We start from the raw sequence: 21,635 nt of genomic DNA on the forward strand, positions 1-21,635 counted from the left end.
AGCGGAATTAACCACTGGCTAGACGATAAAAAATCAATTAGTAATCATAGGAATAATATCAATAAGAAGAATATCACGAATATTAGTAATCATAAAAACACCTCCTAAAAATATAAACAATAAAGATACAAAAATTAAAGATCATTTAAAGCGTCAGTAACCAGAGTAGTAATAATAGTGGCAATAGCACTGATAATAATTGGATTCATAAATACACACCTCCTTTATATTTGTAATAAGAGAAATAAGGCAGCATAAAATTAATTGTCATTTATAGCCTTGATGATTAAAGTAGTAACAATAGCAGCAGCATTGATAATAATTGGATTCATACTTATCACCTCCTTTACGATTATGTATTAATTATAAACGGTAAAGATTACGAAACAAACAATGAACTTACGAATTAAAGATTATTTAAAGTATCAGTAATAACAGCAGTAATAATTGTACCAATGGCACCCATGATAATAGGATTCATACTAACACCTCCTTTGTGATTTGTATAAATTATAAACGATAAAGATTACGAAATGAACAGCTAACTTACAAAAGTGATTAATTTATTTAAAGTGTAATAACTAGAGTAACAATAATAGTAGTAAGCATATTTATCACCTCCTTTATGATTATATATTAATTATAGTGTGTATAGATTACGAAAAAAAATTAATTTTTACGAAAATGAAAGGAAAAAGATAGGAAATGAAAAATAAAAAGGCGTTATTAGTATTTTCGCATCAATTAACAGAAAATCAGGAAAAAGAATTAATCGAAAAATATGAAGTAAAAAAAATTGAAAGTTTACCAAACGAATTACAAAATATGTGGTCAAATGTTTTAATAAAAAAAGATTATAAAGAGAATTTAGAAAAAATAAAAGAATTTGTTAAAGAAAATTTTAGCAAAGGAGATATAATTTTAATACAAGGCAACTGGGGATATACTTACAATCTTGTGAAATGGTCAATAGAAAATGAATTAATTCCTGTGTACAGCTATACTGAAAGAAATGTTGAAGAAATAAAAGATGGTGAAACTGTAAAAAAAATCAGTTATTTCAAACACGTAAAATTTATTAGATATGAATAAAATATACAAAATAATGATAATTACTAAATTAAAATAATATGTTTTATATAAAGTGGCATTTACAATCTACTTCCGTATAAAATTTTTTTAAAAAAATTTTGAAAAATCAAAAAAGTGTGGTAAAACAAATTTATAGAAAAAATTCCTACCACTACAAAAAATGAAAAAAGGAAAGAAAATTCACTTAAAGCCAATCAAATTGACCGTTAGGAGTTAAGGAAAATGCCAAAAAAAACAGTAAACAATGATAAAAATCAGTCCAAAAATTTCAACTTTAATGTCTGAAAAAACCTCTGTAATAGTTATAAATAAAGGATTTTCACAAAAGTAGTGTATCCAGTAAAATAAGAAATAAAAAATATTAATAATCATTGTGAAAAAGCAATGGTTATTTTTTTGATTATTTGAGAATAGAATAAAAATTTTGGGTTTGCTATTGACTTTAGTTATTTTTTAGGTTTTTTTTAGATAAAGTGATGAAAAGACGTAAAAATAAATATTATAATAATCATTAGAAAAGCAAATAATGAGGCTTTAATAAGAAAAATTAAAGGCAAACAAGAGTTCCTATATAAGAATTAGTTAGTTAAATATAAATGTTTTTAAAGAATCTTGAAAAATATAATAGGAAAGGATAAAAAACTATGGAACTATATATAACAGATTTAGGGACAATGGTGAAAAAAAGAGATGATTTGTTTGAGATAACGACGAGTGAGAAAAGGGTGGCGGTGGCTCCGCAAAAGATAAAATCATTGGTGTTGGCAAAAGGGATATTTTTGACAACAGATGTCATAAAATTGGCAGTGGAAAATAATATTGATATTGTAATTGTTGATGATTTTGGGAATCCTTATGGAAGATTTTGGCAAAGTAAATTTGGATCGACAGCTAATATAAGAAGAAAACAGTTGGAAATATTTGGTACTCAAAAAGGAGTTGAGATAGCAAAACAGATATTGATACAAAAGATTAAAAATTGTGCAGAACATTTGGAAGATTCGAAAATAAAAAGAGAAGCAAAGAAAGCATTTTTAGATAAACAAGTAAATGAAATGAAAAGATATATTTATCAAATTAAATTAGTAGAAGGAGATGTGAGTGCAAAAAGAGGGACTTTGATGGGATATGAAGGAAATGCAGCAAAAATATATTATCAAACATTGTCAGAATTGATGCCAAAAGAATTTAAATTTGAAAAAAGAAGTATGCACCCTGCTCAAGATGAATTCAATGCAATGTTAAACTATGCTTTTGGAATATTATACAGTAAAGTTGAAAAAGCCTGTATAATAGCGGGCCTAGATCCTTATATTGGAATAATCCACACGGACAATTATGGGAAAAAATCACTTGTTTTTGATATTATTGAAGGTTATAGACATTTGGTTAGCAGAACTGTGTTTTCACTTTTTACTCAGAAAAGAATTCAGAAATATTTTTTTAAAAGAGAAGGAGATGGAATTACATTAGTAGGTGACGGGAAAAAAGTTTTGGTGGAAAGTTTTTATAACAGATTGGAAAAAAAGGTACGGTATAATAACAGGAATATATCAAGTTTGGATAAATTACAATTTGAATGTCATGAATTGGCAAATTGTTTAATATCAAAATAAAATTATTAATAAATTAAGATTGAGTAAATTTAAAAATACATAAGTAGGTGATTGAAAATGATGACATGGTTCATATATGATATAACAGATGATAGAAATAGAAATAGATTAATTAAGATAGCACAAAAGCATGGATTATACAGAGTTCAAAAGTCAGTATTTTTAGGAAATATAGAAAAGGATGAAATAGATCAAATTATAAGAGAAAGTAAAAAAGTTATTGATTTGCAAGAAGATTTGGTATATATTTTTCCAATTTGTGAAGCGGATTATAAAAAGGCAACATTGCTAGGTTTGTCTTTTGAAGAGGACATTGTTAAAGATGAAAAGCCAGTGTTATTTTTTTAAAAGAGGTGAATAAAAATGGAAGTTATCAAATCTCAAAAAATATCAATGTTTGAAGTTTTAGACTATATATACTGTCCTAGAATTATATATTATGAAGAAGTATTAAAAATATTTGAAAAAAAAATGAATGATTTTAAAAAGGCAGAAGAAGAAAGATTAGAAGAAAAAGGAAGAATAAATAGAAAGTGGATATGGGAAAGATTAAAATTAAGAAAACAGGACATAAAAAACTTATCACAATGGGAAAATAAAGAATTTAATAAAGAATTAGATTCAGAAAAATATCATTTTTATGGAAAAATAGATGAAATACTTTATTTACAAGACGGAACAATAGTCCCGCTTTATTATCACAATTCCAAATATACCGCAAGAGAAGAAAACCAATACAAATATCTAATGGCAATGTTTTCTATGTTAGTTGAAGAAAATTATAACATCAACTCTCAAAAGGGCTATATATTGTTTTTAAATGGACATTCATTGAAAAAATTTGAATATACAGAAAAAGATTTTAAAAAAATAAAACAACAAATTTCTGAAATATTGGAACTAATAGAGACAGAACGCTACCCGCTAGAAGTAGAAGGCGGAACAAAATGCAGAGACTGTTATTATAAAAAAATTTGTGGAAGGTAATCATTAAAAATATAAAAACAATAGAGAAAATACTTTTTTCAATAACATGAATTGTAGCTAATTTTCTCTTTTTTTATTTATAATAGATTTTTGATAATTACTAAATTAAAACAATATGTTTTATAAAAGTAATGTTTACAATTATAAATTTTTAAAAAACTTTGAAAAATCAAAAAGTATGGTAAAATAAGTTTGTAGTAAAATTCCTACCACTACAAAAAATGAAAAAATTGCGAAAATTTCTCTCAAAACCAATAAAAATAAACATTAGGAGTTACGGAAAATGCTAAAAAAACAGCAAAAAATGATAAAAATTAGTCAAAAAATTTCAATTTTAATGTCTGAAAAAATCTCTGTAATACTAATGAATAAAGGGTTTTGTCAAAAATATGGTAAAAGTAGTATATCCATTAAAATAAGGATTGAAATTACAAAATACAAATAAAAAGATTTTTTTAGGAGTTGTCCAGGTTTAAGACAGCTCTTTTTGTATTGTTTTAAATTATATTGATAATGTATATTTTATTAAGTCTTATTAAAAAATAGAAATTACATTAATGATAAGAAATTTCTAAAATCTAAAGTTTAAAAAATATAAAAAATTAAAATTGATTTAAAATACAAGATAATAAATTAAAATAGTATATTTACATAAAAAATTATATATTACTATTGACTTTATTAAATTTTTAGGTTAATCTTAGAGGGAGAGAATAAAAATTTAAATTATGAAAGAATAAATAAAGGTAAAAATAGACAACAAAGAAAATGGAATAAAAATCTTAAAAAGAAAGGAAAAATTAATGAATAGTTTTGTATTGAAATTACACTTTTGGAAGATAAGACTCTGAATAATGAAAATAATGAATATTTAAACACTTCTTGAAAAATATTTCATTAAGAAATTATATTGAAATTTATAATTTTACATATAATATAAATAAACTAACTAACTAACTAACTAACATTTATTATATAAAGATTATTGTTTAGTAAAAATATAGTATAAAATAAAATAAAATAGAAAAGTCTAAGAAAAATATTAATAAAAAAGGAGGAGAGATGTTTAGATTAGAAAATATGGAACAAGTTGTTTCTTTAGCAGGATTATTACACGATTTTGGAAAGTTTACTAATAGGTCGTCAAGTTATGTAAAAAATATAAAAAATAAAGAATACAAAACATATAAACATCCTGTACTGTCAAAAGAATTTATATGCTTTTTAGAAGAAAATAAAATTATAGAAAATTCTGAATTATTAGAAAATCTGAAAGAACTTGTTTTAAAACATCATGAAAGTCTTAACTTTAAAGAAGTTAAACTTTCGGTTAAAGATATTGAAAATGAAAAATTACAGAGAATAGGAAACATAGTGGCAAGAGCAGATAACTATTCTGCTACTGAGAGAAGAGACGAACCTGTAGAAAATAACCAAAAGGAAAATACTCATTGGATGAGAAGGCCTTTAAATCCAATATTTGAAACAATCTCTTTGAAAAAAGATTTAAATGAAAGTGTATCATCATATTATGCATATAAATTAAGAACACTTAATTATAAGACAATATTTTCTCAACGACTTGCATCAGGAAAAGATGCAAATAATTTTAAAGAAAATACTGAAGAGGAATTGTACAAACATGTATGTAATTTTTTTGAAGAAGTAAAGAAAATTAATAGTAGCAGTTATGATGTGTTTTTTTCACATTTGTATCTATTAATGGAAAAATACATGTGGTGTATTGCCTCAGATACCCAGACTAAAATATCTGATATTTCATTATTTGATCATTTGAAAAGCACATCAGCATTGGTACTGGCTTCTTATAAGTACCATAAAGAGAAAAATATTTTAGAAACAGGAAATCAACCTAGAGAAAAAACAGAGCAATTTACAGTTTTGGTAGGAGATGTTAGTGGAATTCAGAATTTTATTTATGATGGAATAAAATCAGAAGGTGCTGCAAAAATATTGAGAGGAAAATCATTTTTTGTAAAAATGATAAGTGATGTAATAGCATTACATTTAATAAGAGAATTTGAATTAAATTTAACAAATATTATTTTAACTGCTGGTGGGAAATTTTATATTTTACTTCAAAATACAGAAGATTCAATGAAAAAAATTGAAGAGATAAAAGAAAAATTAAATAATTATTTGTATAAAGAATTTTTTGGACAACTCTTTGTAAATATTGTAACACTTGAAGCAAATGGTGATGAAATAGCTAAAAAATTTACTAAAATTCTTGAAAAAGGAAATAGGGAGTTAAATTGGCAAAAAGATAAAAGATTTTTCAATCAAATAAAGGAAAATCCAATTTTTGATGTAGAATACAGAGATGATGGAACAACGGCTTTAGATAGGTTAAATGAAAAGTTTAAAGAAATGGGAGGAAAAATTCCTAAAGCTAGGTTTATAGGAATAAGGTATAATCATAAGGCAGATAATAAAGAAAGTTTTGAAGTTATTGAAAACATGTCTATTCAGTTTTTTAAATCAAAAAAAGATATTGATATTTCAGGGAAAAACGAGAAAATAGATTTAGTAATATCTCTTAATAATGTTGAAATAGTTGAAAATTATCCTACGATATTAAGATTTATTAGTAATTATGCACCTTTAGAAGAAGATAAAAGTTCATTGAAAAGTTTTGAAAGTATTTCTAATGCAGCGACAGGAAATAAAAAAATAGCGGTTTATAAAGCAGATGTAGATAATCTTGGAATGATATTCAGTATAGGATTTAAAAAGAAGAAAAATGTTTCAGATGAAGAATTAGAAGAAGAGGATGAGAAAAACAAAAAAACTGACTTTAGATCCATTTCAAGAATATCAACTTTAAGTAGAAATATGGAATACTTTTTCTCATATTGGATGAATTCTATCTTTGAAATAGGAAAAGCAGAAATTTGGTTAGTTAATAAAATAAAAAAAGAAATTGATTTTAGTAATATTTATGTTCTTTATTCAGGTGGAGATGACTTAGTTATAATAGGCCCTTGGGATAAAATAATTTATGTGTCATATTTTATAAGAAAAAAATTTGAAGAATTCGTAACAGAAAATGAAGAGATAACTTTATCAGGAGGAATAGCAATCTCCCATCCTAAATTAAAAATAATAAATGGTATAGATATGGCAGGAGAACTCGAAGAAAAAGCTAAAGAAATTGACAAAGATAAAAATGCTCTTACTTTATTTGATAGATCATTTAAATGGGATGAATTTGAAAAAATATTTGAGTTTGCTGAAAAACTACAAAAAATATATGGAAATAAAGAAGAAAGGGGAATAATTACACAAGCATTTTTGTATAGATGTTTGAATTATACAGAAATGGCTGAGAAGTTATATGAATCTTTATCAGGAATTGATAAAAGTAGTAAAGCTGGAAAAGATATTGATTTTAATTTATTAACATACGTTTCAAAATTTGAATATGATTATGGTAGAAATATATTGCCAAAACTAAAGGAACTTGAATCTAAAATTGAAAAAAATAGAAAGAAATTGGAAAAAGCAAAAGACAATCAAGAAAAAAATAAAATAGAAAAAATAATTAAAGATAATGAAGAAAAAATTGAAATAATTAAAGAACTGAGAAATAAATTTATGGAAGAAATAAATGAAGAAAAAGGTAATTTTTTAACAAAATATATGAGAATAGTTTTAAACTATATAATTTATTTGAATAGAAAGTAGCAGGTGAAGAATATGGGAAATAGTAAAATATCTTTAAATGAATTTAAGAAAATAAGTAATTCAGAAACTCGAGAAAAAAAAAGTAGTTATCAAGGAAATCCTCGAAGAGATAGGAATAATAGAAATTATAACAGTAATCAAAGTCAGGATTCAAAGTCTGAAATAGAAAAAATAATGGATAGTATAAAAAAAGAAGGTTATCGAAACGAATCAAAAAATATTTTAAGAAAAAAACTTATTTTTGAAGAATCTCAAAAGATAGCTGAAGAATTATCGAAAGAAAAATTAAGTAATTCACAATTGAGAGCTTTTTTTAATGAAATAAATAAATTAAAATTAAAATATATAAAAAATGATAGAAATGATGAAAAAGAAAATCAAGAAGAATTAGGAAATTTAGCAATAGAATTATTAATTTTAAAATCAAAACTAGAATATAGAAGAGGTAAAAGTGGTAATAATAAATTGCCAAAAAATTTTTATATATTTATGAAAGAAAATATTGATTACATTGTTAATAATGATAAGAAAATATACTTCAAAGACTTTAAAACTTTTTTTGAAACTGTCATAGGATATACATATGGACTTGGTGGAGTAAATAATAGATAGAAAAGGAGAAAAGAAATGTCAAAATATAAATTAGTAGAAATATATAAAATAAGTGGACAAATAAAATTAGAAACAGGATTACATATTGGAGGAGATGAAGGTGTCATTGAAATAGGAGGAAATGATAATCCAATTGTAAGAGATGTATCAACAGGAAATCCTTATATACCAGGAAGTAGTTTAAAAGGAAAAATGAGATATTTATTAGAATGGTATACTGGAAATATTAATAGTAATGGAAAAGTATACGATAAATTACCAGAAGGGATTGAAAATGACGTACTTTTAAATGTATTTGGAGCAACAGCAGGCGGAAACGGTAAAAAAGGACCTACAAGAATAACAGTGAAAGATGTATTTTTGAGTGAAAATTCAGAAAAAGAAGTAAAAAGAATGAAAGAGAAAAAGGGAACGGATACGGAGTTAAAAACAGAAAATAGTATAAATAGACTTGATTCAAGTGCTAATCCAAGAAATCTAGAAAGAGTTCCAAGAAATTTAGTTTTTAATATGGAAATTAATTTTAAAGTTTTAAGTATAGATAACAAAAATGAAATAGAAAAAATGATAAAAGATGGTTTAAAATTAGTTGAAATCGAAGGACTTGGAGGTTCAGTTTCTAGAGGAAGCGGACAAATAAAATTTGAGAATTTGAAAATAGAAAATTTGTTTAATGGACAGGAAGAAAATATAGACTTAGATGATATAAAATTAGGAGATTAGAAAATGAATTATAGTATTTGGAAAATAAAATTAAAACCTAAGAGTTCATTTTTAACACCTATTCAGTCTGATACTTTATTTGGATCTATGATTTGGGCTTTAAAAATGATAGAAGGAGAAGAATTTATTGAAACTCTTGTAGAAGAAACAAAAAATTATAATCCGCCTTTCATTTTTTCAAATCCGATAATTAATGGAAACTATCCTATTTTTGGAGAACTAAGTAAAGAGTTCTTAGATGAAATAGATAATGTTAAATTAAAAGAATTTGATAGAAAAAAAATAGAGTTTTACAAAGCTATTAAAAAGAAAAAATATATTAGTAGAGGTGTATTTGAAGAACTTTTAAATGGTAAAAAATTAGAACAGATTTATTTAGATGTTTTAGAAGGAAAAAGGGATTTTTCTAATTTAGAAAAAAGAAAAAGTCTTCGTAATCCAAGTAATCCAAAAATCAATGAAAATTTTTTAGAAGAAATACTAAATGGGAAAACAGATGAAAATAAAATAATAAATGAAAGTAGAAAATCATTTATAATAGAAGGTAGAATACGAAATCAAATAAATAGACTCGGAACTATTAAAGAAGAAGAGAATGACACGAGATTATTTGAACAAAATGAAATTAGATTTTTGGAAGAAACAGAAATAGAAATTTTGTAAAAATAAGAGATAATTTTGATATAAAAAAATTTGAAAACGGATTAAAATATATATCTTTTAATGGATATGGAAAAAGTGCAAGTACAGGAAAGGGACAATTTGAAATTATTGAAATGAAACAAGAGGAAATATTTAATAAGAGAAAAGATAAAGGTAATTTTATAGTTCTTTCTAATTATATTCCAAATGAAGAAGATAATATAGAAGTTATAAATTCCAATCTTCTTACTAAAAAACCTAAAGCATATATGACAGAGAATCCTTTCAAAAATTATTTTATTTGTTATACAGAAGGATCTTATTTTAAAGGAAAATCTGATTTGATAAAAGGGCGAGTACTGGAGAATTTAAAAATAGATGACAATAAAAGTATTCAATGCCTTATTCCTTTTGTTGTGGGAGTTGATAACTAATGAATGTAGCAAAAAAATATAATGTGAAATTACTTCCATTGACAGATATTCATATTGGAAGTGGAAAAGATATAGAGGCGTATGAATATACAGTTAAAGCTGAATACATGTATAGAATTGATATGTCAGAAGTTTTTGATAAAATGAGTGATTCTGAAAAAGAGAATTTTTATAAAATACTTAAAAAGAATAACCTTTTTAACATAAGAAGTTGGATACACGATAATTACAGGGAGGAATGGGGTTATATTTACAAAGAAAAAGTGTCTTCTGATTTTGAGAAGTATTATAAAGAGAAATTAGATGACAGAAGTCAAGAAAATAGTCAGCTAAGTATTTTTGAGTTTATTGGATACAATGATAAAAAATATATTCCAGGAAGTTCAATAAAAGGAGCATTAAGAACAGCTTTTATATATAGTTATTTTTTAGAAAATGAAAAAAAATATAAAGTAGAAAAAAAGAAAAATGAAGCTCAAATAATGGAAGCTAATATTTTAAATGCTAAAAGGATTGATAAAAATCAAAATATAACAGGTTTAGAGCCTAAAAAAGATCCTTTTAAAACAGTCAAGATTTTTGATACAGAAGAAATTGAACTTGAAAAATTTTCTGTAAATGTGCTTCAAATAAAAGAAGGGAATTTATTTTGTGAAGTTTTAAGTGGAATATATAATGAAATTGATAAACTTGAAAAAGAGAATTTTGGAAATGAAATAGATTTTGAACAAGGAATAAATTTTAATATTGTGTCAACAGAATACTCTTTGAAAGAAAATTTAAAAATGGGTTATAAAAAGAGCTTTGGAATGAAAGAATTAATAGATTCTTTAGATGATAAAGTAGAAAATATAATAAACTTTGAAACTGAAAAGAAAAGAGAAAAAGATAGTTACAATATAAAAGGATTTTATGAATTTCTGAAAAAAATATTTGATACTTTCAAAAATAGAGATAATAATATAAGTTTAATCAGAATAGGAAAATATACAGGATTTAATAATAAAACAATAAATTTAGTTACAGAAAAACCAGATGAAAAATCAAGAACAATATTTGATGAAAATAATTATCCTATGGGATGGGCATTAATAAAAGTAGAAGAGGTAAATATTTAATGAATAGTTTTTTAATTTCATTATCGCCTGTTAAAAATACTGTTATTACAGAAGATAACTATAATATAGAAATACATAAATTTTTTAATAGAATGTTTCCTGAAATAAATTTAAATGATTTTAGAGTATCTTCATTTTTTGGATATTTTTTTGAAAATAATTTCCTATTAAGTGAAGAAAAAAATTATAAGATAATGATAACAATAAAGAAAACAGAATATTTTTCTTCAATTATTCAAAAATTATTTAGAAAAGCTTTAAATAAAGAAATCTTTTTTATTGGTAAAAATGAATTTAAAATAAAGGGTATAATTTCAAATGATAAAATTTGGACAGGATATTATAATTTAGAAGAAATAATAGAAAATAATCAAGAAGAATTACGCTCTAATTTTAGAGTGAAAATTGTTACTCCAATAATTGATACAAATGAAGGTAAATTTATATTTGGATTTGATAAAATATTCCATAAAATTATAGAAGAATTTTCTGAATATTGTGATGAAGATTTTAGTTGGATAATTAATCAAAAAGAGAGAATTTTTATTGTGAAAAAAGAAAAATATTATACTAAAGATGTGAAAATAAGAGGATTAAATAAAACTTCGTATTTAGGAGAGATTGAAATTGAAATAGTAGAAAAACAATATAAAAATTTAATTTATGCGATATTAATGCTTGCTAAATTTAACGGAATAGGAGATTTTTCTAATTATGGATTTGGACAAGTAATTATAAAAAATTAAATTTCAAGATTTTTATAACTTTTAAATAAAATTTTGTAAAAAAACAAGGAGTTGTACTAGTGAAATACTCGATATTAAAATTCAAACGAAAAGAAACACATACAATGAGAGACCTAGAAAAATTAAGAGGTTTTTTGGCAGATAAATATAAAAAAAATGTATTATTTCATAATCATCTGTTAGACGGATATAATTATTCGTATCCTAAATTACAGTATAAATTGATAAAAATACGCTTTCTGTAATGGGAATTGGTGAGGATGTTACTGAGATAAATAAAAAAATTTTTGAAGATATTGATTATTTGGATATTGATGGAAATTTGATTTTTGATATTCAGAAAGAGATTGAAATTTTTGAGGATGAAATAGAGTTTACAAGGAATAAAATATATGAATATCGGTTTGTGACGCCTTATTTACCATTAAATGAGAAGAATTTTTCTAAATATTTGAAGAGGGAGTACACGTTGGAGCAGGCTATTACAAATAATATTTTAGAAGTATTAAAAGGTTTGGGAATTTGGCTTGAGAAAGAAAATAAAATTTATGTTTCCACAGATTTGCAAATAACTTCGAGAGATTTAAAAAATGTAAATATGATTGCATTTATTGGAACTTTTTATACGAATATAAAATTTCCTGATTACTTTTCGCTTGGAAAAAGAAAAAGTTTGGGTTATGGAACGTTTGTAAAAGTTGAGAAATAAATTTTTATAAAAATGAAACGAGATATATTAAAGAAATTGAAATTTATGGAGATTTAATTTATGAAAATAATAATATCACCAAGCAAAACTAAAAAAATTAACAGTTTGCCAATAAAAGATAGTGGCTCTTTGACTCAAAAAGAGCCTTTTTATCTAGAAATAACAAATGAAATTATTGAAAAAATAAAAACCTTTTCTGTAGAGGAAATTGAGAAAAAGTTTAAATTAAAAAATGAGAAGGCACAAAAGTTATTGGTATTTTATAAAAATTATGAAAACGAGAAAAGCGGAAATGCTTTGGCAAGCTATACTGGTGTTGCGTATAAGGCTATAAAGATTGAAACATTTGATAAAAGTGATTTTGAATATTTAGAATCGTATTTGGTTATCTTATCTGCTTTGTATGGGATTTTGACACCTTATACAAATGTGAAGGAATATCGGCTTGATATGACAAATTCAATTTTTGAAAGTAAGTCGCTTTATGAGGTTTGGAAAACTAGCGTGAATGAATATTTTGAAAAAGAAGACGTTATTTTAAATCTTGCTTCAAAGGAATATTCTAAACTGATAAACTTTGATAAATTAATTGATTTTGAGTTTTGGGAAGATTCAAATGGGAAATTGAAACAAGTGAGTACAAACTCGAAGAAAATGAGAGGTTTTACTTTGAATTATATTGTGAAAAATAAGATTAGTGATGTAAAAAAATTGAGAAATATTACTTTGGATGGATATGTTTTTGATGAGAATATGTCGGATGAAAGAAAATTTGTTTATGTGAAGAAATAATAGATTTTAGAAAGAGGAAATTTTTATTTTACTCTTTTTTTGTGAATAGTAATAGAAATTGTTGGCAAAATATAGTATACTGGATTAAGAAAAGAAAAAAGTTATAAAATTGTAGATTTTTAAATTTTGTAAATGGAGTAAAGATGATAAAAATAGATGTAGATGAGAGAAAGTGGAAAAAAATAAAAGAAGAACATTCAGAATGGTATTGTAAAAAAATATTTCCTAAAGTAAAAAAAGCATTTGAAGAATTAAAAAAACTATATGAAGATAAGTTTTCTGATTATCAAGAGTTGGAAAGATATGTAGAAATGCTAAAAAAAATAGTAGCAGAAGAGAAAGGGTTTGTTATAAAAGAAGAATTATTTTTGTATTATAAAATTAACGAAATAGAAAAATTAAGAAATTTAATGCAAAAAGTAGGAAAGAAAAAGTGTTTTAGAAGTATGTTTTGATAAATTAAAAGTACCTAAAAAATATTTGCCGAATCAACTTTTTTGTTATGAAAAATTACAAAATGGCAATAAAGATTGGGGTAGACATAAATTATTATTTTTAATGGGAATAGAAGTATGTCCGTCAGAATGGTACTATAAAAAAATATTTCCTAAAATTAAAAAAGCATTTGAAGAATTAAAAAAACTATATGAAGATAAATTTTCTGACTATGAAGAGTTGGAAAGATATGTAAAAATGCTAAAAAAAATAGTAGCAGAAGAGAAAGAGTTTGTTATAAAAGAAGAATTATTTTTGGATTATAAAATTAACGAAATAGAAAAATTAAGAAATTTAATGCAAAAAGTAGGAAAGAAAAAAAGTGTTTTAGAAGTATGTTTTGAAAAATTAAATATATCTGAAGAATATTTGCCAAATCAACTTTTTTGCTATAAGAAATTATACGAAGAAGGAAAATGGAGTAGACATAAGTTATTATCATTAATGGGAATAGAAGTATGTCCATATTGTCAAAGGAATTATATTAGTAGTTATGAAGAGAATAACGATAATAAACCTGAAGAAAATAATGATAAAAAAACAACAGCAACTTTAGATCATTTTTATCCAAAGGCAGATTATCCATTTTTAGCTTTATCTTTATATAATTTTATACCTAGTTGTTATGTCTGTAATACTGTATTTAAAAATGGTAAAGAAGTACAAATTTATCCATATGAAGAAGGTTTTGATGAATTAGGAGTAAAATTTAGGATTTCAGGAAAAGTTATAAATGAAATTTTAGGAGAAAAGGATTCTGATTTTTCAGTAGAAATTGATTGTAAAAATATTGAAGATAAAGAAAAAGAAAACAAAGTAAAAAATAGTATTAAAAATTTAGGATTGGATAAAGTGTATGAAAAATCACATAATCAGTATATTCAAAATTTATTATATACTGTTGAAAAGTATCCAGAAAATTATTTAGAGGCTTGTGGAGAGATGTTTGAAAATGATAATAACAAGAAAAAACAGCTTGAAGAATATTTTAAAGATATTGTGAAAGAGCCGTATAGAAAAAGGATAGAAAATGGTGAGCCTTTGGCGAAATTGACTAAAGATATTTTAGAAGAATTTGATATAAAAATTTAAGGAGAAAATGAAATGTTTCCAATATATATGTATGTAAAAGAATATAAAGGATTGAAAGATTTTGAAATTACTTTTGATAATAATTATGAAATTACTTTTGAAGGCGAGATACTAACAATTAATAAAATAAAAACTGATAATAATATAGAAAATTTTTATTCTATTGATAAAACAATAGGAAATATAGATAGTGTTAATTTGTTGATTGGGAAAAATGGGAGTGGGAAGACAAGTGTTTTAGAAGTACTCAATGTACTTCATTTAGGTTCTTCTACTAATAATGAAGAAGTAAAAAAGATCAAGGGATATATAATTCTTTATAAATCTTATTCTAATGATGAAGATTTTATTCTTGAAAAAGATTTCTGTTCAATGTCTATAGAAATAAAAGAATTTCCAAAAAAGATAAATGTTAAAGAAGAATTCAGAAAATTAAGATTTACAAATCAAGAAAATTATAGAGAAGATTTTCTAGAAAGTATAGGAATAGTAAAATTTTCATTTAAAGGAGAAACTCTAAATGCTACTCAAAGAGAAGGAGTGTTTGGATTTGGACAAGAGAGAACAGTTTTTAAATTAGATACTAGATTAGAAAATAAAAGCAAAAAAAATATATATGATTATTTAATTAAAATAAAACAAGGAAAAAATAAAGATAATTTTGAAAATGCATATTTAACATTAGTGATTCCTGATTTATGCATTAAACATATGATTTCAAATGAGAGAGTAATTAATTCTAAATTTGAAGAATTTGATAAAATTACTTTTGATAAGATTATTGATGACGGTCTTTTTAGGTTATATGAATATGATGATGTAAATAATTATAGTTTAGAAGATATTATTTTAAATAATTATTTTAATTGGATTTATTTAATTATAATACTAAGAAAAGTTTTTGAAATTCGCAATAAAAAAGAATATTCTGAAAAAAAATTAAGAAAAATGTTAGAAAAGGAAAGAAAGAAAAAGTTAAAACTATTAGACGGTAAGTTTACAATTAAAAAATTTGAGATATTATTAAAAGAGCTTAGAAAATCATTAGGAATACCAGAAAAAGAAATTATATTTGATGAAAAAGATGAAAAAAATTATAAAACTGTTGAAGAGATAGCTGCTCTTATAAATGATATTACAGAAGAAAAAGATGAAATAAATACCCGAAATGATAATAAAATTATTAAAAAATTTAAAATAAATTTTGAAGAAAAAAATGAAAGAATCAAAGAATTATTGGAAAAATATCAAAATTTTCATATTCCTAAAGACGGGATTGATACAGATTTAATATTTAAAAGCGTAGAATATATACAAATAGAAGAAGAGGGATTAAGTGATGGCGAAAGAATAAAATTACAATATTTTTCAACCCTTTATGGAGTTTTAAATGGTGAATTTAAAAATAGAAAATATATTACGCTTTTATTTGATGAAGTAGAAACTTATCTACATCCTGAATGGAGCAGAAGATTTTTATATGAATTAATAGAAGAATTAGGAAAGTATGAAGATAAAAAGTTTAAATTGATTTTTGCAACACACAGTCCTTTTCTGATAGCAGATGTTTTGGCAAAAGATTGTATTTATTTGAGTAAAGATGAAAACGGTAAAATTCAGGCTGAAATTAAAGAGGATGTGAAAACTTTTGGAGCAAATATTATTGACTTGTTCAAGGATACTATGTTTTTAGAATCGACTTTTGGGAAATTTGCTACTGAAAAGATTAAATGGGCAGTTGATGAAATAAGCGATAGTAAAAAAAATTATTCGCAGATAAAAAATAATTCTGAGATTAAATTTTTAATAGATGAAATTGGAGAAAAGTTAATCTCTAATAAGTTGAAATCAATGATTGAATCAAAGTTTAAAGGTACAAAAGAAGAATATTATTATAAAAAAATAAGACAATACAAAATGAAGTTAAAAAAATTAAGAAATAAAAAAGATAAAAAGTAGAAAAAATTATAACATCTCGTATACAAAAAATAGAAATCCATAATAAAATTACACCTTCCATTGTAACAGTAACTTTAAAAATTACTCTAAAAGGAAGGTGTTTTATAGTTATTAAAATTTATTAATTCAAAAATTTCCCCTTCACAAATCCCCCAACCTTAACCACCGCCAATAAAATCGTAAGCAATACAATAATCGAAGGGCCTGACGGAATATTTAGCGTGTAGGAAAAATATAGTCCTGACAGTATTCCGATGAATGAGAAAATTATGGATAGAATTATGATTGTTGAGTATTTTCTTGCGAGCGAGGCTGCGATTGCCTGTGGGATTGTCAGGATTGAGATTATTAAGATGATTCCTATTGTCTTTATGTTTATTATTATGACGGAAGATATTAGGATTATCATAAAGTAGTTTATGAAGGTTACTGGGACGCTGTGGATTTTGTAGAAGTTTTCATCAAAGCTGGTGTAGACGATGCTTTTGTAGAAGATGATGAAAAATGTGATTGTGATTATGTCCAGTATTAGTAGTAAAATTATGTTTAGGGTGTTGGATAAAAGGATATTTCCAAATAAATAAGTTGACATATCGGATTGATAGCCTGGCGTCAAGAAGGCAAAAATAATTCCGATAGCCATTCCCATTGACATAACGATACCTATTCCCAAATCACCGTCAACGTGAAGAGTGTCTTTTAGAACTAAAATCAGCACACCTGACAATATTGAGAAAATCAGTCCAAAAAATAGCGGATCTTTTATTGGCAAGTTAAAGAAGTAAATCAGGTAAATTCCTATTCCGATACCGCCGTAAGAGGCGTGGCTAATACTTGATGAAATAAAGACCATTTTTTTATTTACAATATAAGTTCCTATTATTCCACAGCATATACTTGAAAGAAGCCCTACAATAAGGGCGTTTCTCATAAAGGCATATTCAAAAATTTTTATAAATTCCATATTTCCCCAATCTTTAATAATTTATCTTTAATTTTGTAAATTTTATTTGTGTGAATGTAAGTAAGGATTGCTGCACACATAATCTTCCTTTTTCTCATAAACTCGAATGTTGCCTTCCACGACAAAAATTGAATCAATGTAATCGTAGATTTTTTCAAGCTCGTGAGAAATTACAACGATTGTTGAATTTGATAATTCCTTTATTTTTTCAAAAAGTTTAAATTCAAATTCCTTATCCAGAAATGACTCTGGCTCATCAAGAAAAATCAGTTCTGGTGAAGAAATTAAGGCACGTGCAATTAATGCCCTTTGAAGCTGTCCACCAGATACTTCGTTTATTAATTTATTTTTTAAATGAAAAATATCAAATTCCTTCAAGAGTATTTCAGCACGTTTTTTTTCTTCATTGTTAAATCTTCTGAAAAGATTATTTTTATTAGTCAATCCCGATATTACCAAGTCAAAAATATTAATGGGAAAGGAAGCGTCGAACTCCCTTATTTGTGGTAAATATCCAATTTTGTTTTCACTTGTAAAAAATTCAATACTGCCAGATTTTTTTCTCAAAAATCCCAGCATAACCTTTACTAAAGTTGATTTTCCGCCACCATTTCTTCCCAGAATTGCAACATTTTTTCCTTTAAAAATATCTAAATTTATATCGTTCAAAATATAATCATTGCTGTATTTAAAGTTAAGATTTTGTACACTCACAAGTTTTTTATTCTGTCCGTTAGTCATCAAATTTTTATCCTTTCGTTTTCTTCTCGTTCTTTTTTTGAATAAAAATTTTTAATTTAAATAATCTACAAACTGTTTTAGATTTTCAAAGACATTTTCCTTGTCAACATTAAATTCAGCAACTTTTGAGTTAGGAATTTCTTTTGAAATTGCCTCAGCACTTTGTTTTGGAAATTGAGGTTGAACTAAGATTGTAGTTACGTTATGTTCTTTTGCTTCGTCAATAATTTCCTTTATTTGCTGTGCTGATGGTTCTTTTCCTTCCTGCTCGATTGAAATTTCTTCAATGGCATAATTTTTTAGGAAATAGTTTAATGCAGGATGATAAATCATAAATGATTTTTTAGTTTTTGAAGCCATTTTTTGTGAAAGTTCTGCTTTTACTTGATTAAGTTCTGTAATGAAAGCGTTGTAATTTTTTTCAAAAGTTTCTTTTTTATCTGGATAAAGTTTTGACAATTCATTTTTTATATTTTCAGCAATTTTTGGCATCATATCAAGCGAGAACCATACATGCGGATCAATTCCCTCATGCTCATGATGTTCATGTTCTTCCTTTTTACCATGCTCATGTTCATGTTCGTGATCATGATCCCCTTTGATAAATAAATTTTTATCAACACCATCCAAAACATTAACAATTTTGTTTTTATCGCTTAGGCTGTCAGAAATTGTTTCTTCAAATCCTAACATATTATAAGTGAAAAATACCTTTGAGTTTTCTAAAATTTTCAAATCTGAAGGTTTTGGCTCAAATAGTTCGTGATTCATATTTGGCTGGACAATTGAAATAACTTCAAAATCATCTCCTGCAATTTTTTGAGTAAGCCATCTCAAAGGTGGCACGCTTGTTACAATTTTTTCCCTTGTTCCTGCAGTTCCTTGCTCTTTTTTAGTTTCTGATTTATTTCCGCAAGAAAAAATAAACAGAGCTGATAATAAAAGTAATGATAATAATTTTTTCATTTTAATTCCTCCTAATATGTATTTTGTAAATCATGAATTTTAATCACAATCGTTGCATTTTCCTTTAAAAATCGAAAGATGTGACAATAGTGAAAAGCCTCGTTTTTTTAATTCACTTTTTTCCTTTTCAGTTTCCTTATTTGAAAATTCAGGCACAGTTTCAATATGCTTGCAAGAATCACAAATAAAAAAATTGGCATTTTCTTCCTTAAAGTAATATTTTTCATTTTCAAAGTCAAATGAAAAAATATAATTATTTTTCTCTAAAAATTCCAAAGCCCGATAAACCGTTGATAAGTCAAAATCTACTTTTGATTTTAAAAACTTGGCATTTACTGGAGTGTCTGAAGACTTTACAAGATTAAGTATTTGTTGCCTTTTCTTAGTTAATTTCATAATAACATCTCCTAATAATAAAAAACGTTTTTTATTTCAATAAATTGCAAATCATTCGCAAAATATAATCTATTATATATTAAAAAAACCTATTTGTCAAATGAATAGGTTTTCATATATTTTATAAAAAACTTCAGATTATACGGACTAAAAAATTATTATTCTGTCATTATAATAACTTTTCCATTAGCACTATTCGATTCTAAATATTTATGTGCCAAAGAAATCTCATCTAATGTAAATATTTTTGAAATACATGGTTTAATATTATATTTTTCAATAAATTCAAACATTTCTTTTATTGTATTTTTATTGACATTTGTGCTGTCAAATGAAGTTAAATACGACTCTGAAATGATGTCTACTAACGGCTCAAAATCTTCAATTATCCAGCCTCCAAGACATCCTGTCATACAGACAATTCCACCTTGCTTTACTGATTTTAGCGACGATTTCAAAGTTGGTCTTCCAATTAATTCTAAAACTTTATCCACGCCATCTGGGAATAATTTTCTTAAATTTTCATCGAAATTTTCATCTCCAACAATCACTTCATCTGCGCCTTTTTCCTTCAAAAACTGCTCTTTAGATGCACTTCTGCTCGTAGCAGCAACTTTTACATTGATAGCTTTTGCCAACTGAATAGCTGCTAATGCCACCGAACCTGTTCCACCTCGAACTAAAAGTGTTTCTCCTTCCTTTAATTTCAAACTTTTAAAAATTGAGCCGTACGCCGTATAATAAAGTTCTGGATATGCTGCAATTTCTGACCAGAAAGTATTTTCTTCTGTAATTTCTAAATTTTTTGAAAATCTTTCTTTTAATAATTCTTTACTTTTTAATTCGATATTTTTGAAAAAATCTTTTTCATCAGGCAATCTATAAACTTGATTTTTGGGAATCAAAATATATTCTGCATAACTTCCGTCAAATTCTCTTCCCATGCCATTCATCATCGAAAAAACTTTGTCGCCTTTTTTAAAATCGCTGTTAGACGGCTCTTCCACAATGCCGACACACTCAATTCCAATTACTCTTGGAAGTTTTACTGATGGCGAATCTCCTTGACGAGTAAAAATTTCCGCTCTATTTATTCCAAATGCCTTTATTTTTACAAGAATCCAGTCCTTTTTCACTGCTGGAATTGGCACATTTTTTACTTTCATTTCTTGAGCACTACAAGGTTTTTCAAGCACCATTGCCTTCATAAATTTTCTTTCCATAAATTTTAACTTCCTTTTGATTTCTATTTATTTAAAAATTTTATCATGTTTTATAAAATATTTGACTTATATGTTACTGTATGGTAATATAAATTTACTATATAGTAATATTTTTATGTAAATATATTATCATATAGTAATAATTTTGTAAAGGAGGAAATCTATGAAATCAAACTCTGGATTTTATATAGGCAGAATAAAACAAGTAAATACTAGACTTTTGAATAAATTTTTGGCACAAAAAAATATAACGGCGTTTAATGGGGAACAAGGTCGAATTTTACATGTACTTTGGGAAAATGATGGGATTAGTAACAGAGAATTGTCAAAAAATCTGGTCTTGCTATGAGTTCGCTTACAACGATGCTTGAGAGGATGGAAGAAAAAAATTTATTGATACGAAAATTTTGTCCGAGTGATAAACGGAAAAGTTTAATTTTTTTAACGGATTATGCAAAATCCTTGAAAAATGAATATGATGAAATTTCTGATAAAATGACCGAAATCTCTTTTGAAGGAATTTCAAATGAAGAGAGATTAGCTTTTGAGGCGACTTTAGAAAAAATTTTACATAATTTTGAGAGAGCTGAACAAAAATTTAATAAAAAATAATTTAAAAT

At 25.2% G+C, this 21,635-nt stretch carries 24 protein-coding genes; 19 read left to right on the forward strand and 5 right to left on the reverse strand.

What is annotated here, in order from left to right; translation table 11 throughout:
• Positions 1-705: 705 nt before the first annotated feature.
• The 17 genes from csx20 (at position 706) to F1564_RS04865 (ending at position 16,725) form a co-directional block, all read left to right on the forward strand.
• A complete protein-coding gene (gene csx20, locus F1564_RS04790; RefSeq protein ID WP_018450065.1) occupies positions 706-1,092 on the forward strand; it encodes a CRISPR-associated protein Csx20 in 387 nt (128 codons plus the stop codon).
• Between the two features lie 644 nt (positions 1,093-1,736).
• Positions 1,737-2,708 (forward strand): CRISPR-associated endonuclease Cas1, encoded by a 972-nt coding sequence (cas1, locus tag F1564_RS04795; protein ID WP_018450064.1) that lies wholly within the window; start codon positions 1,737-1,739, stop codon positions 2,706-2,708.
• A gap of 57 nt (positions 2,709-2,765) precedes the next feature.
• A complete protein-coding gene (gene cas2 / locus F1564_RS04800; protein WP_018450063.1) occupies positions 2,766-3,056 on the forward strand; it encodes a CRISPR-associated endonuclease Cas2 in 291 nt (96 codons plus the stop codon).
• Between the two features lie 15 nt (positions 3,057-3,071).
• Entirely contained in the window at positions 3,072-3,695 is a 624-nt protein-coding gene (gene cas4 / locus F1564_RS04805) for a CRISPR-associated protein Cas4 (RefSeq protein ID WP_018450062.1), read from the forward strand.
• A 1,062-nt stretch (positions 3,696-4,757) separates the two neighbouring features.
• Positions 4,758-7,403, forward strand: a complete 2,646-nt coding sequence (gene cas10, locus F1564_RS04810) for a type III-A CRISPR-associated protein Cas10/Csm1 (protein WP_018450060.1) — start codon at positions 4,758-4,760, stop codon at positions 7,401-7,403.
• A gap of 12 nt (positions 7,404-7,415) precedes the next feature.
• A complete protein-coding gene (gene csm2 / locus F1564_RS04815; RefSeq protein WP_018450059.1) occupies positions 7,416-8,015 on the forward strand; it encodes a type III-A CRISPR-associated protein Csm2 in 600 nt (199 codons plus the stop codon).
• Positions 8,016-8,030: 15 nt separating this feature from the next.
• Entirely contained in the window at positions 8,031-8,738 is a 708-nt protein-coding gene (gene csm3, locus F1564_RS04820) for a type III-A CRISPR-associated RAMP protein Csm3 (protein WP_018450058.1), read from the forward strand.
• A gap of 3 nt (positions 8,739-8,741) precedes the next feature.
• On the forward strand, positions 8,742-9,401 hold the full coding sequence (locus F1564_RS04825) for a hypothetical protein (RefSeq protein ID WP_149201901.1): 660 nt from the start codon (positions 8,742-8,744) through the stop codon (positions 9,399-9,401).
• Positions 9,402-9,514: 113 nt separating this feature from the next.
• A complete protein-coding gene (locus F1564_RS04830) occupies positions 9,515-9,814 on the forward strand; it encodes a hypothetical protein (protein ID WP_149201902.1) in 300 nt (99 codons plus the stop codon).
• Entirely contained in the window at positions 9,814-10,932 is a 1,119-nt protein-coding gene (gene csm5 / locus F1564_RS04835) for a type III-A CRISPR-associated RAMP protein Csm5 (protein WP_018450056.1), read from the forward strand. Before F1564_RS04830 ends, csm5 begins: the two co-directional genes overlap by 1 nt.
• Positions 10,932-11,678, forward strand: a complete 747-nt coding sequence (locus F1564_RS04840; protein ID WP_018450055.1) for a hypothetical protein — start codon at positions 10,932-10,934, stop codon at positions 11,676-11,678. The genes csm5 and F1564_RS04840 overlap by 1 nt, the downstream gene beginning before the upstream one ends.
• 59 nt (positions 11,679-11,737) lie before the next feature.
• A complete protein-coding gene (locus tag F1564_RS10290) occupies positions 11,738-11,923 on the forward strand; it encodes a hypothetical protein (protein WP_232053403.1) in 186 nt (61 codons plus the stop codon).
• Positions 11,923-12,387, forward strand: coding sequence for a CRISPR-associated endonuclease Cas6 (locus F1564_RS04845; RefSeq protein WP_232053404.1), 465 nt, complete (start codon positions 11,923-11,925; stop codon positions 12,385-12,387). Before F1564_RS10290 ends, F1564_RS04845 begins: the two co-directional genes overlap by 1 nt.
• Before the next feature lie 60 nt (positions 12,388-12,447).
• Positions 12,448-13,179, forward strand: a complete 732-nt coding sequence (locus F1564_RS04850; protein ID WP_018450053.1) for a YaaA family protein — start codon at positions 12,448-12,450, stop codon at positions 13,177-13,179.
• 143 nt (positions 13,180-13,322) lie between these two features.
• Entirely contained in the window at positions 13,323-13,634 is a 312-nt protein-coding gene (locus tag F1564_RS04855; protein WP_149201904.1) for a hypothetical protein, read from the forward strand.
• Between the two features lie 103 nt (positions 13,635-13,737).
• Complete coding sequence (locus F1564_RS04860) at positions 13,738-14,766, forward strand: hypothetical protein (RefSeq protein WP_051074856.1); 1,029 nt, start codon at positions 13,738-13,740, stop codon at positions 14,764-14,766.
• Positions 14,767-14,778: 12 nt separating this feature from the next.
• A complete protein-coding gene (locus tag F1564_RS04865) occupies positions 14,779-16,725 on the forward strand; it encodes an AAA family ATPase (protein WP_018450051.1) in 1,947 nt (648 codons plus the stop codon).
• Positions 16,726-16,846: 121 nt separating this feature from the next.
• Here F1564_RS04865 and F1564_RS04870 read toward each other — a convergent pair whose 3' ends face one another.
• From F1564_RS04870 to F1564_RS04890, 5 genes are all read right to left on the reverse strand, one after another.
• Positions 16,847-17,689, reverse strand: a complete 843-nt coding sequence (locus F1564_RS04870; RefSeq protein ID WP_083917084.1) for a metal ABC transporter permease — start codon at positions 17,687-17,689, stop codon at positions 16,847-16,849.
• A gap of 42 nt (positions 17,690-17,731) precedes the next feature.
• The gene (locus tag F1564_RS04875) at positions 17,732-18,430 is read right to left on the reverse strand and encodes a metal ABC transporter ATP-binding protein (protein WP_018450048.1); all 699 of its coding nucleotides are present in this window, start codon (positions 18,428-18,430) and stop codon (positions 17,732-17,734) included.
• A gap of 51 nt (positions 18,431-18,481) precedes the next feature.
• On the reverse strand, positions 18,482-19,396 hold the full coding sequence (locus F1564_RS04880) for a metal ABC transporter substrate-binding protein (RefSeq protein ID WP_018450047.1): 915 nt from the start codon (positions 19,394-19,396) through the stop codon (positions 18,482-18,484).
• A 39-nt stretch (positions 19,397-19,435) separates the two neighbouring features.
• Complete coding sequence (locus F1564_RS04885) at positions 19,436-19,792, reverse strand: Fur family transcriptional regulator (protein ID WP_018450046.1); 357 nt, start codon at positions 19,790-19,792, stop codon at positions 19,436-19,438.
• A gap of 158 nt (positions 19,793-19,950) precedes the next feature.
• Positions 19,951-21,015 (reverse strand): zinc-binding alcohol dehydrogenase family protein, encoded by a 1,065-nt coding sequence (locus F1564_RS04890; protein WP_018450045.1) that lies wholly within the window; start codon positions 21,013-21,015, stop codon positions 19,951-19,953.
• Between the two features lie 163 nt (positions 21,016-21,178).
• Between F1564_RS04890 and F1564_RS10295 the strand changes: the two genes are divergently transcribed.
• Both F1564_RS10295 and F1564_RS10300 read left to right on the forward strand, forming a co-directional pair.
• On the forward strand, positions 21,179-21,364 hold the full coding sequence (locus F1564_RS10295; RefSeq protein ID WP_232053405.1) for a helix-turn-helix domain-containing protein: 186 nt from the start codon (positions 21,179-21,181) through the stop codon (positions 21,362-21,364).
• A gap of 14 nt (positions 21,365-21,378) precedes the next feature.
• Entirely contained in the window at positions 21,379-21,627 is a 249-nt protein-coding gene (locus F1564_RS10300) for a MarR family winged helix-turn-helix transcriptional regulator (protein ID WP_232053410.1), read from the forward strand.
• Positions 21,628-21,635 lie beyond the last annotated feature (8 nt).

It is taken from the genome of Leptotrichia shahii (assembly GCF_008327825.1).
Taxonomy (GTDB): domain Bacteria; phylum Fusobacteriota; class Fusobacteriia; order Fusobacteriales; family Leptotrichiaceae; genus Leptotrichia; species Leptotrichia shahii.

Excerpts from the sequence above, each read along its gene's own strand:
- csx20 (WP_018450065.1), top strand. The coding sequence starts at position 706 with ATGAAAAATAAAAAGGCGTTATTAGTATTTTCGCATCAATTAACAGAA.
- F1564_RS04885 (WP_018450046.1), bottom strand. The coding sequence starts at position 19,792 with ATGAAATTAACTAAGAAAAGGCAACAAATACTTAATCTTGTAAAGTCT.
- csm5 (WP_018450056.1), top strand. The coding sequence starts at position 9,814 with ATGAATGTAGCAAAAAAATATAATGTGAAATTACTTCCATTGACAGAT.
- csm3 (WP_018450058.1), top strand. The coding sequence starts at position 8,031 with ATGTCAAAATATAAATTAGTAGAAATATATAAAATAAGTGGACAAATA.
- F1564_RS04825 (WP_149201901.1), top strand. The coding sequence starts at position 8,742 with ATGAATTATAGTATTTGGAAAATAAAATTAAAACCTAAGAGTTCATTT.
- F1564_RS10295 (WP_232053405.1), top strand. The coding sequence starts at position 21,179 with ATGAAATCAAACTCTGGATTTTATATAGGCAGAATAAAACAAGTAAAT.
- F1564_RS04855 (WP_149201904.1), top strand. The coding sequence starts at position 13,323 with ATGATAAAAATAGATGTAGATGAGAGAAAGTGGAAAAAAATAAAAGAA.
- cas4 (WP_018450062.1), top strand. The coding sequence starts at position 3,072 with ATGGAAGTTATCAAATCTCAAAAAATATCAATGTTTGAAGTTTTAGAC.
- F1564_RS04865 (WP_018450051.1), top strand. The coding sequence starts at position 14,779 with ATGTTTCCAATATATATGTATGTAAAAGAATATAAAGGATTGAAAGAT.
- csm2 (WP_018450059.1), top strand. The coding sequence starts at position 7,416 with ATGGGAAATAGTAAAATATCTTTAAATGAATTTAAGAAAATAAGTAAT.
- F1564_RS04840 (WP_018450055.1), top strand. The coding sequence starts at position 10,932 with ATGAATAGTTTTTTAATTTCATTATCGCCTGTTAAAAATACTGTTATT.
- cas10 (WP_018450060.1), top strand. The coding sequence starts at position 4,758 with ATGTTTAGATTAGAAAATATGGAACAAGTTGTTTCTTTAGCAGGATTA.
- F1564_RS04830 (WP_149201902.1), top strand. The coding sequence starts at position 9,515 with ATGAAACAAGAGGAAATATTTAATAAGAGAAAAGATAAAGGTAATTTT.
- cas1 (WP_018450064.1), top strand. The coding sequence starts at position 1,737 with ATGGAACTATATATAACAGATTTAGGGACAATGGTGAAAAAAAGAGAT.
- F1564_RS04890 (WP_018450045.1), bottom strand. The coding sequence starts at position 21,015 with ATGGAAAGAAAATTTATGAAGGCAATGGTGCTTGAAAAACCTTGTAGT.
- F1564_RS04870 (WP_083917084.1), bottom strand. The coding sequence starts at position 17,689 with ATGGAATTTATAAAAATTTTTGAATATGCCTTTATGAGAAACGCCCTT.
- F1564_RS04850 (WP_018450053.1), top strand. The coding sequence starts at position 12,448 with ATGAAAATAATAATATCACCAAGCAAAACTAAAAAAATTAACAGTTTG.
- cas2 (WP_018450063.1), top strand. The coding sequence starts at position 2,766 with ATGATGACATGGTTCATATATGATATAACAGATGATAGAAATAGAAAT.
- F1564_RS10300 (WP_232053410.1), top strand. The coding sequence starts at position 21,379 with ATGCTTGAGAGGATGGAAGAAAAAAATTTATTGATACGAAAATTTTGT.
- F1564_RS04845 (WP_232053404.1), top strand. The coding sequence starts at position 11,923 with ATGGGAATTGGTGAGGATGTTACTGAGATAAATAAAAAAATTTTTGAA.
- F1564_RS04875 (WP_018450048.1), bottom strand. The coding sequence starts at position 18,430 with ATGACTAACGGACAGAATAAAAAACTTGTGAGTGTACAAAATCTTAAC.
- F1564_RS04880 (WP_018450047.1), bottom strand. The coding sequence starts at position 19,396 with ATGAAAAAATTATTATCATTACTTTTATTATCAGCTCTGTTTATTTTT.
- F1564_RS04860 (WP_051074856.1), top strand. The coding sequence starts at position 13,738 with ATGGGAATAGAAGTATGTCCGTCAGAATGGTACTATAAAAAAATATTT.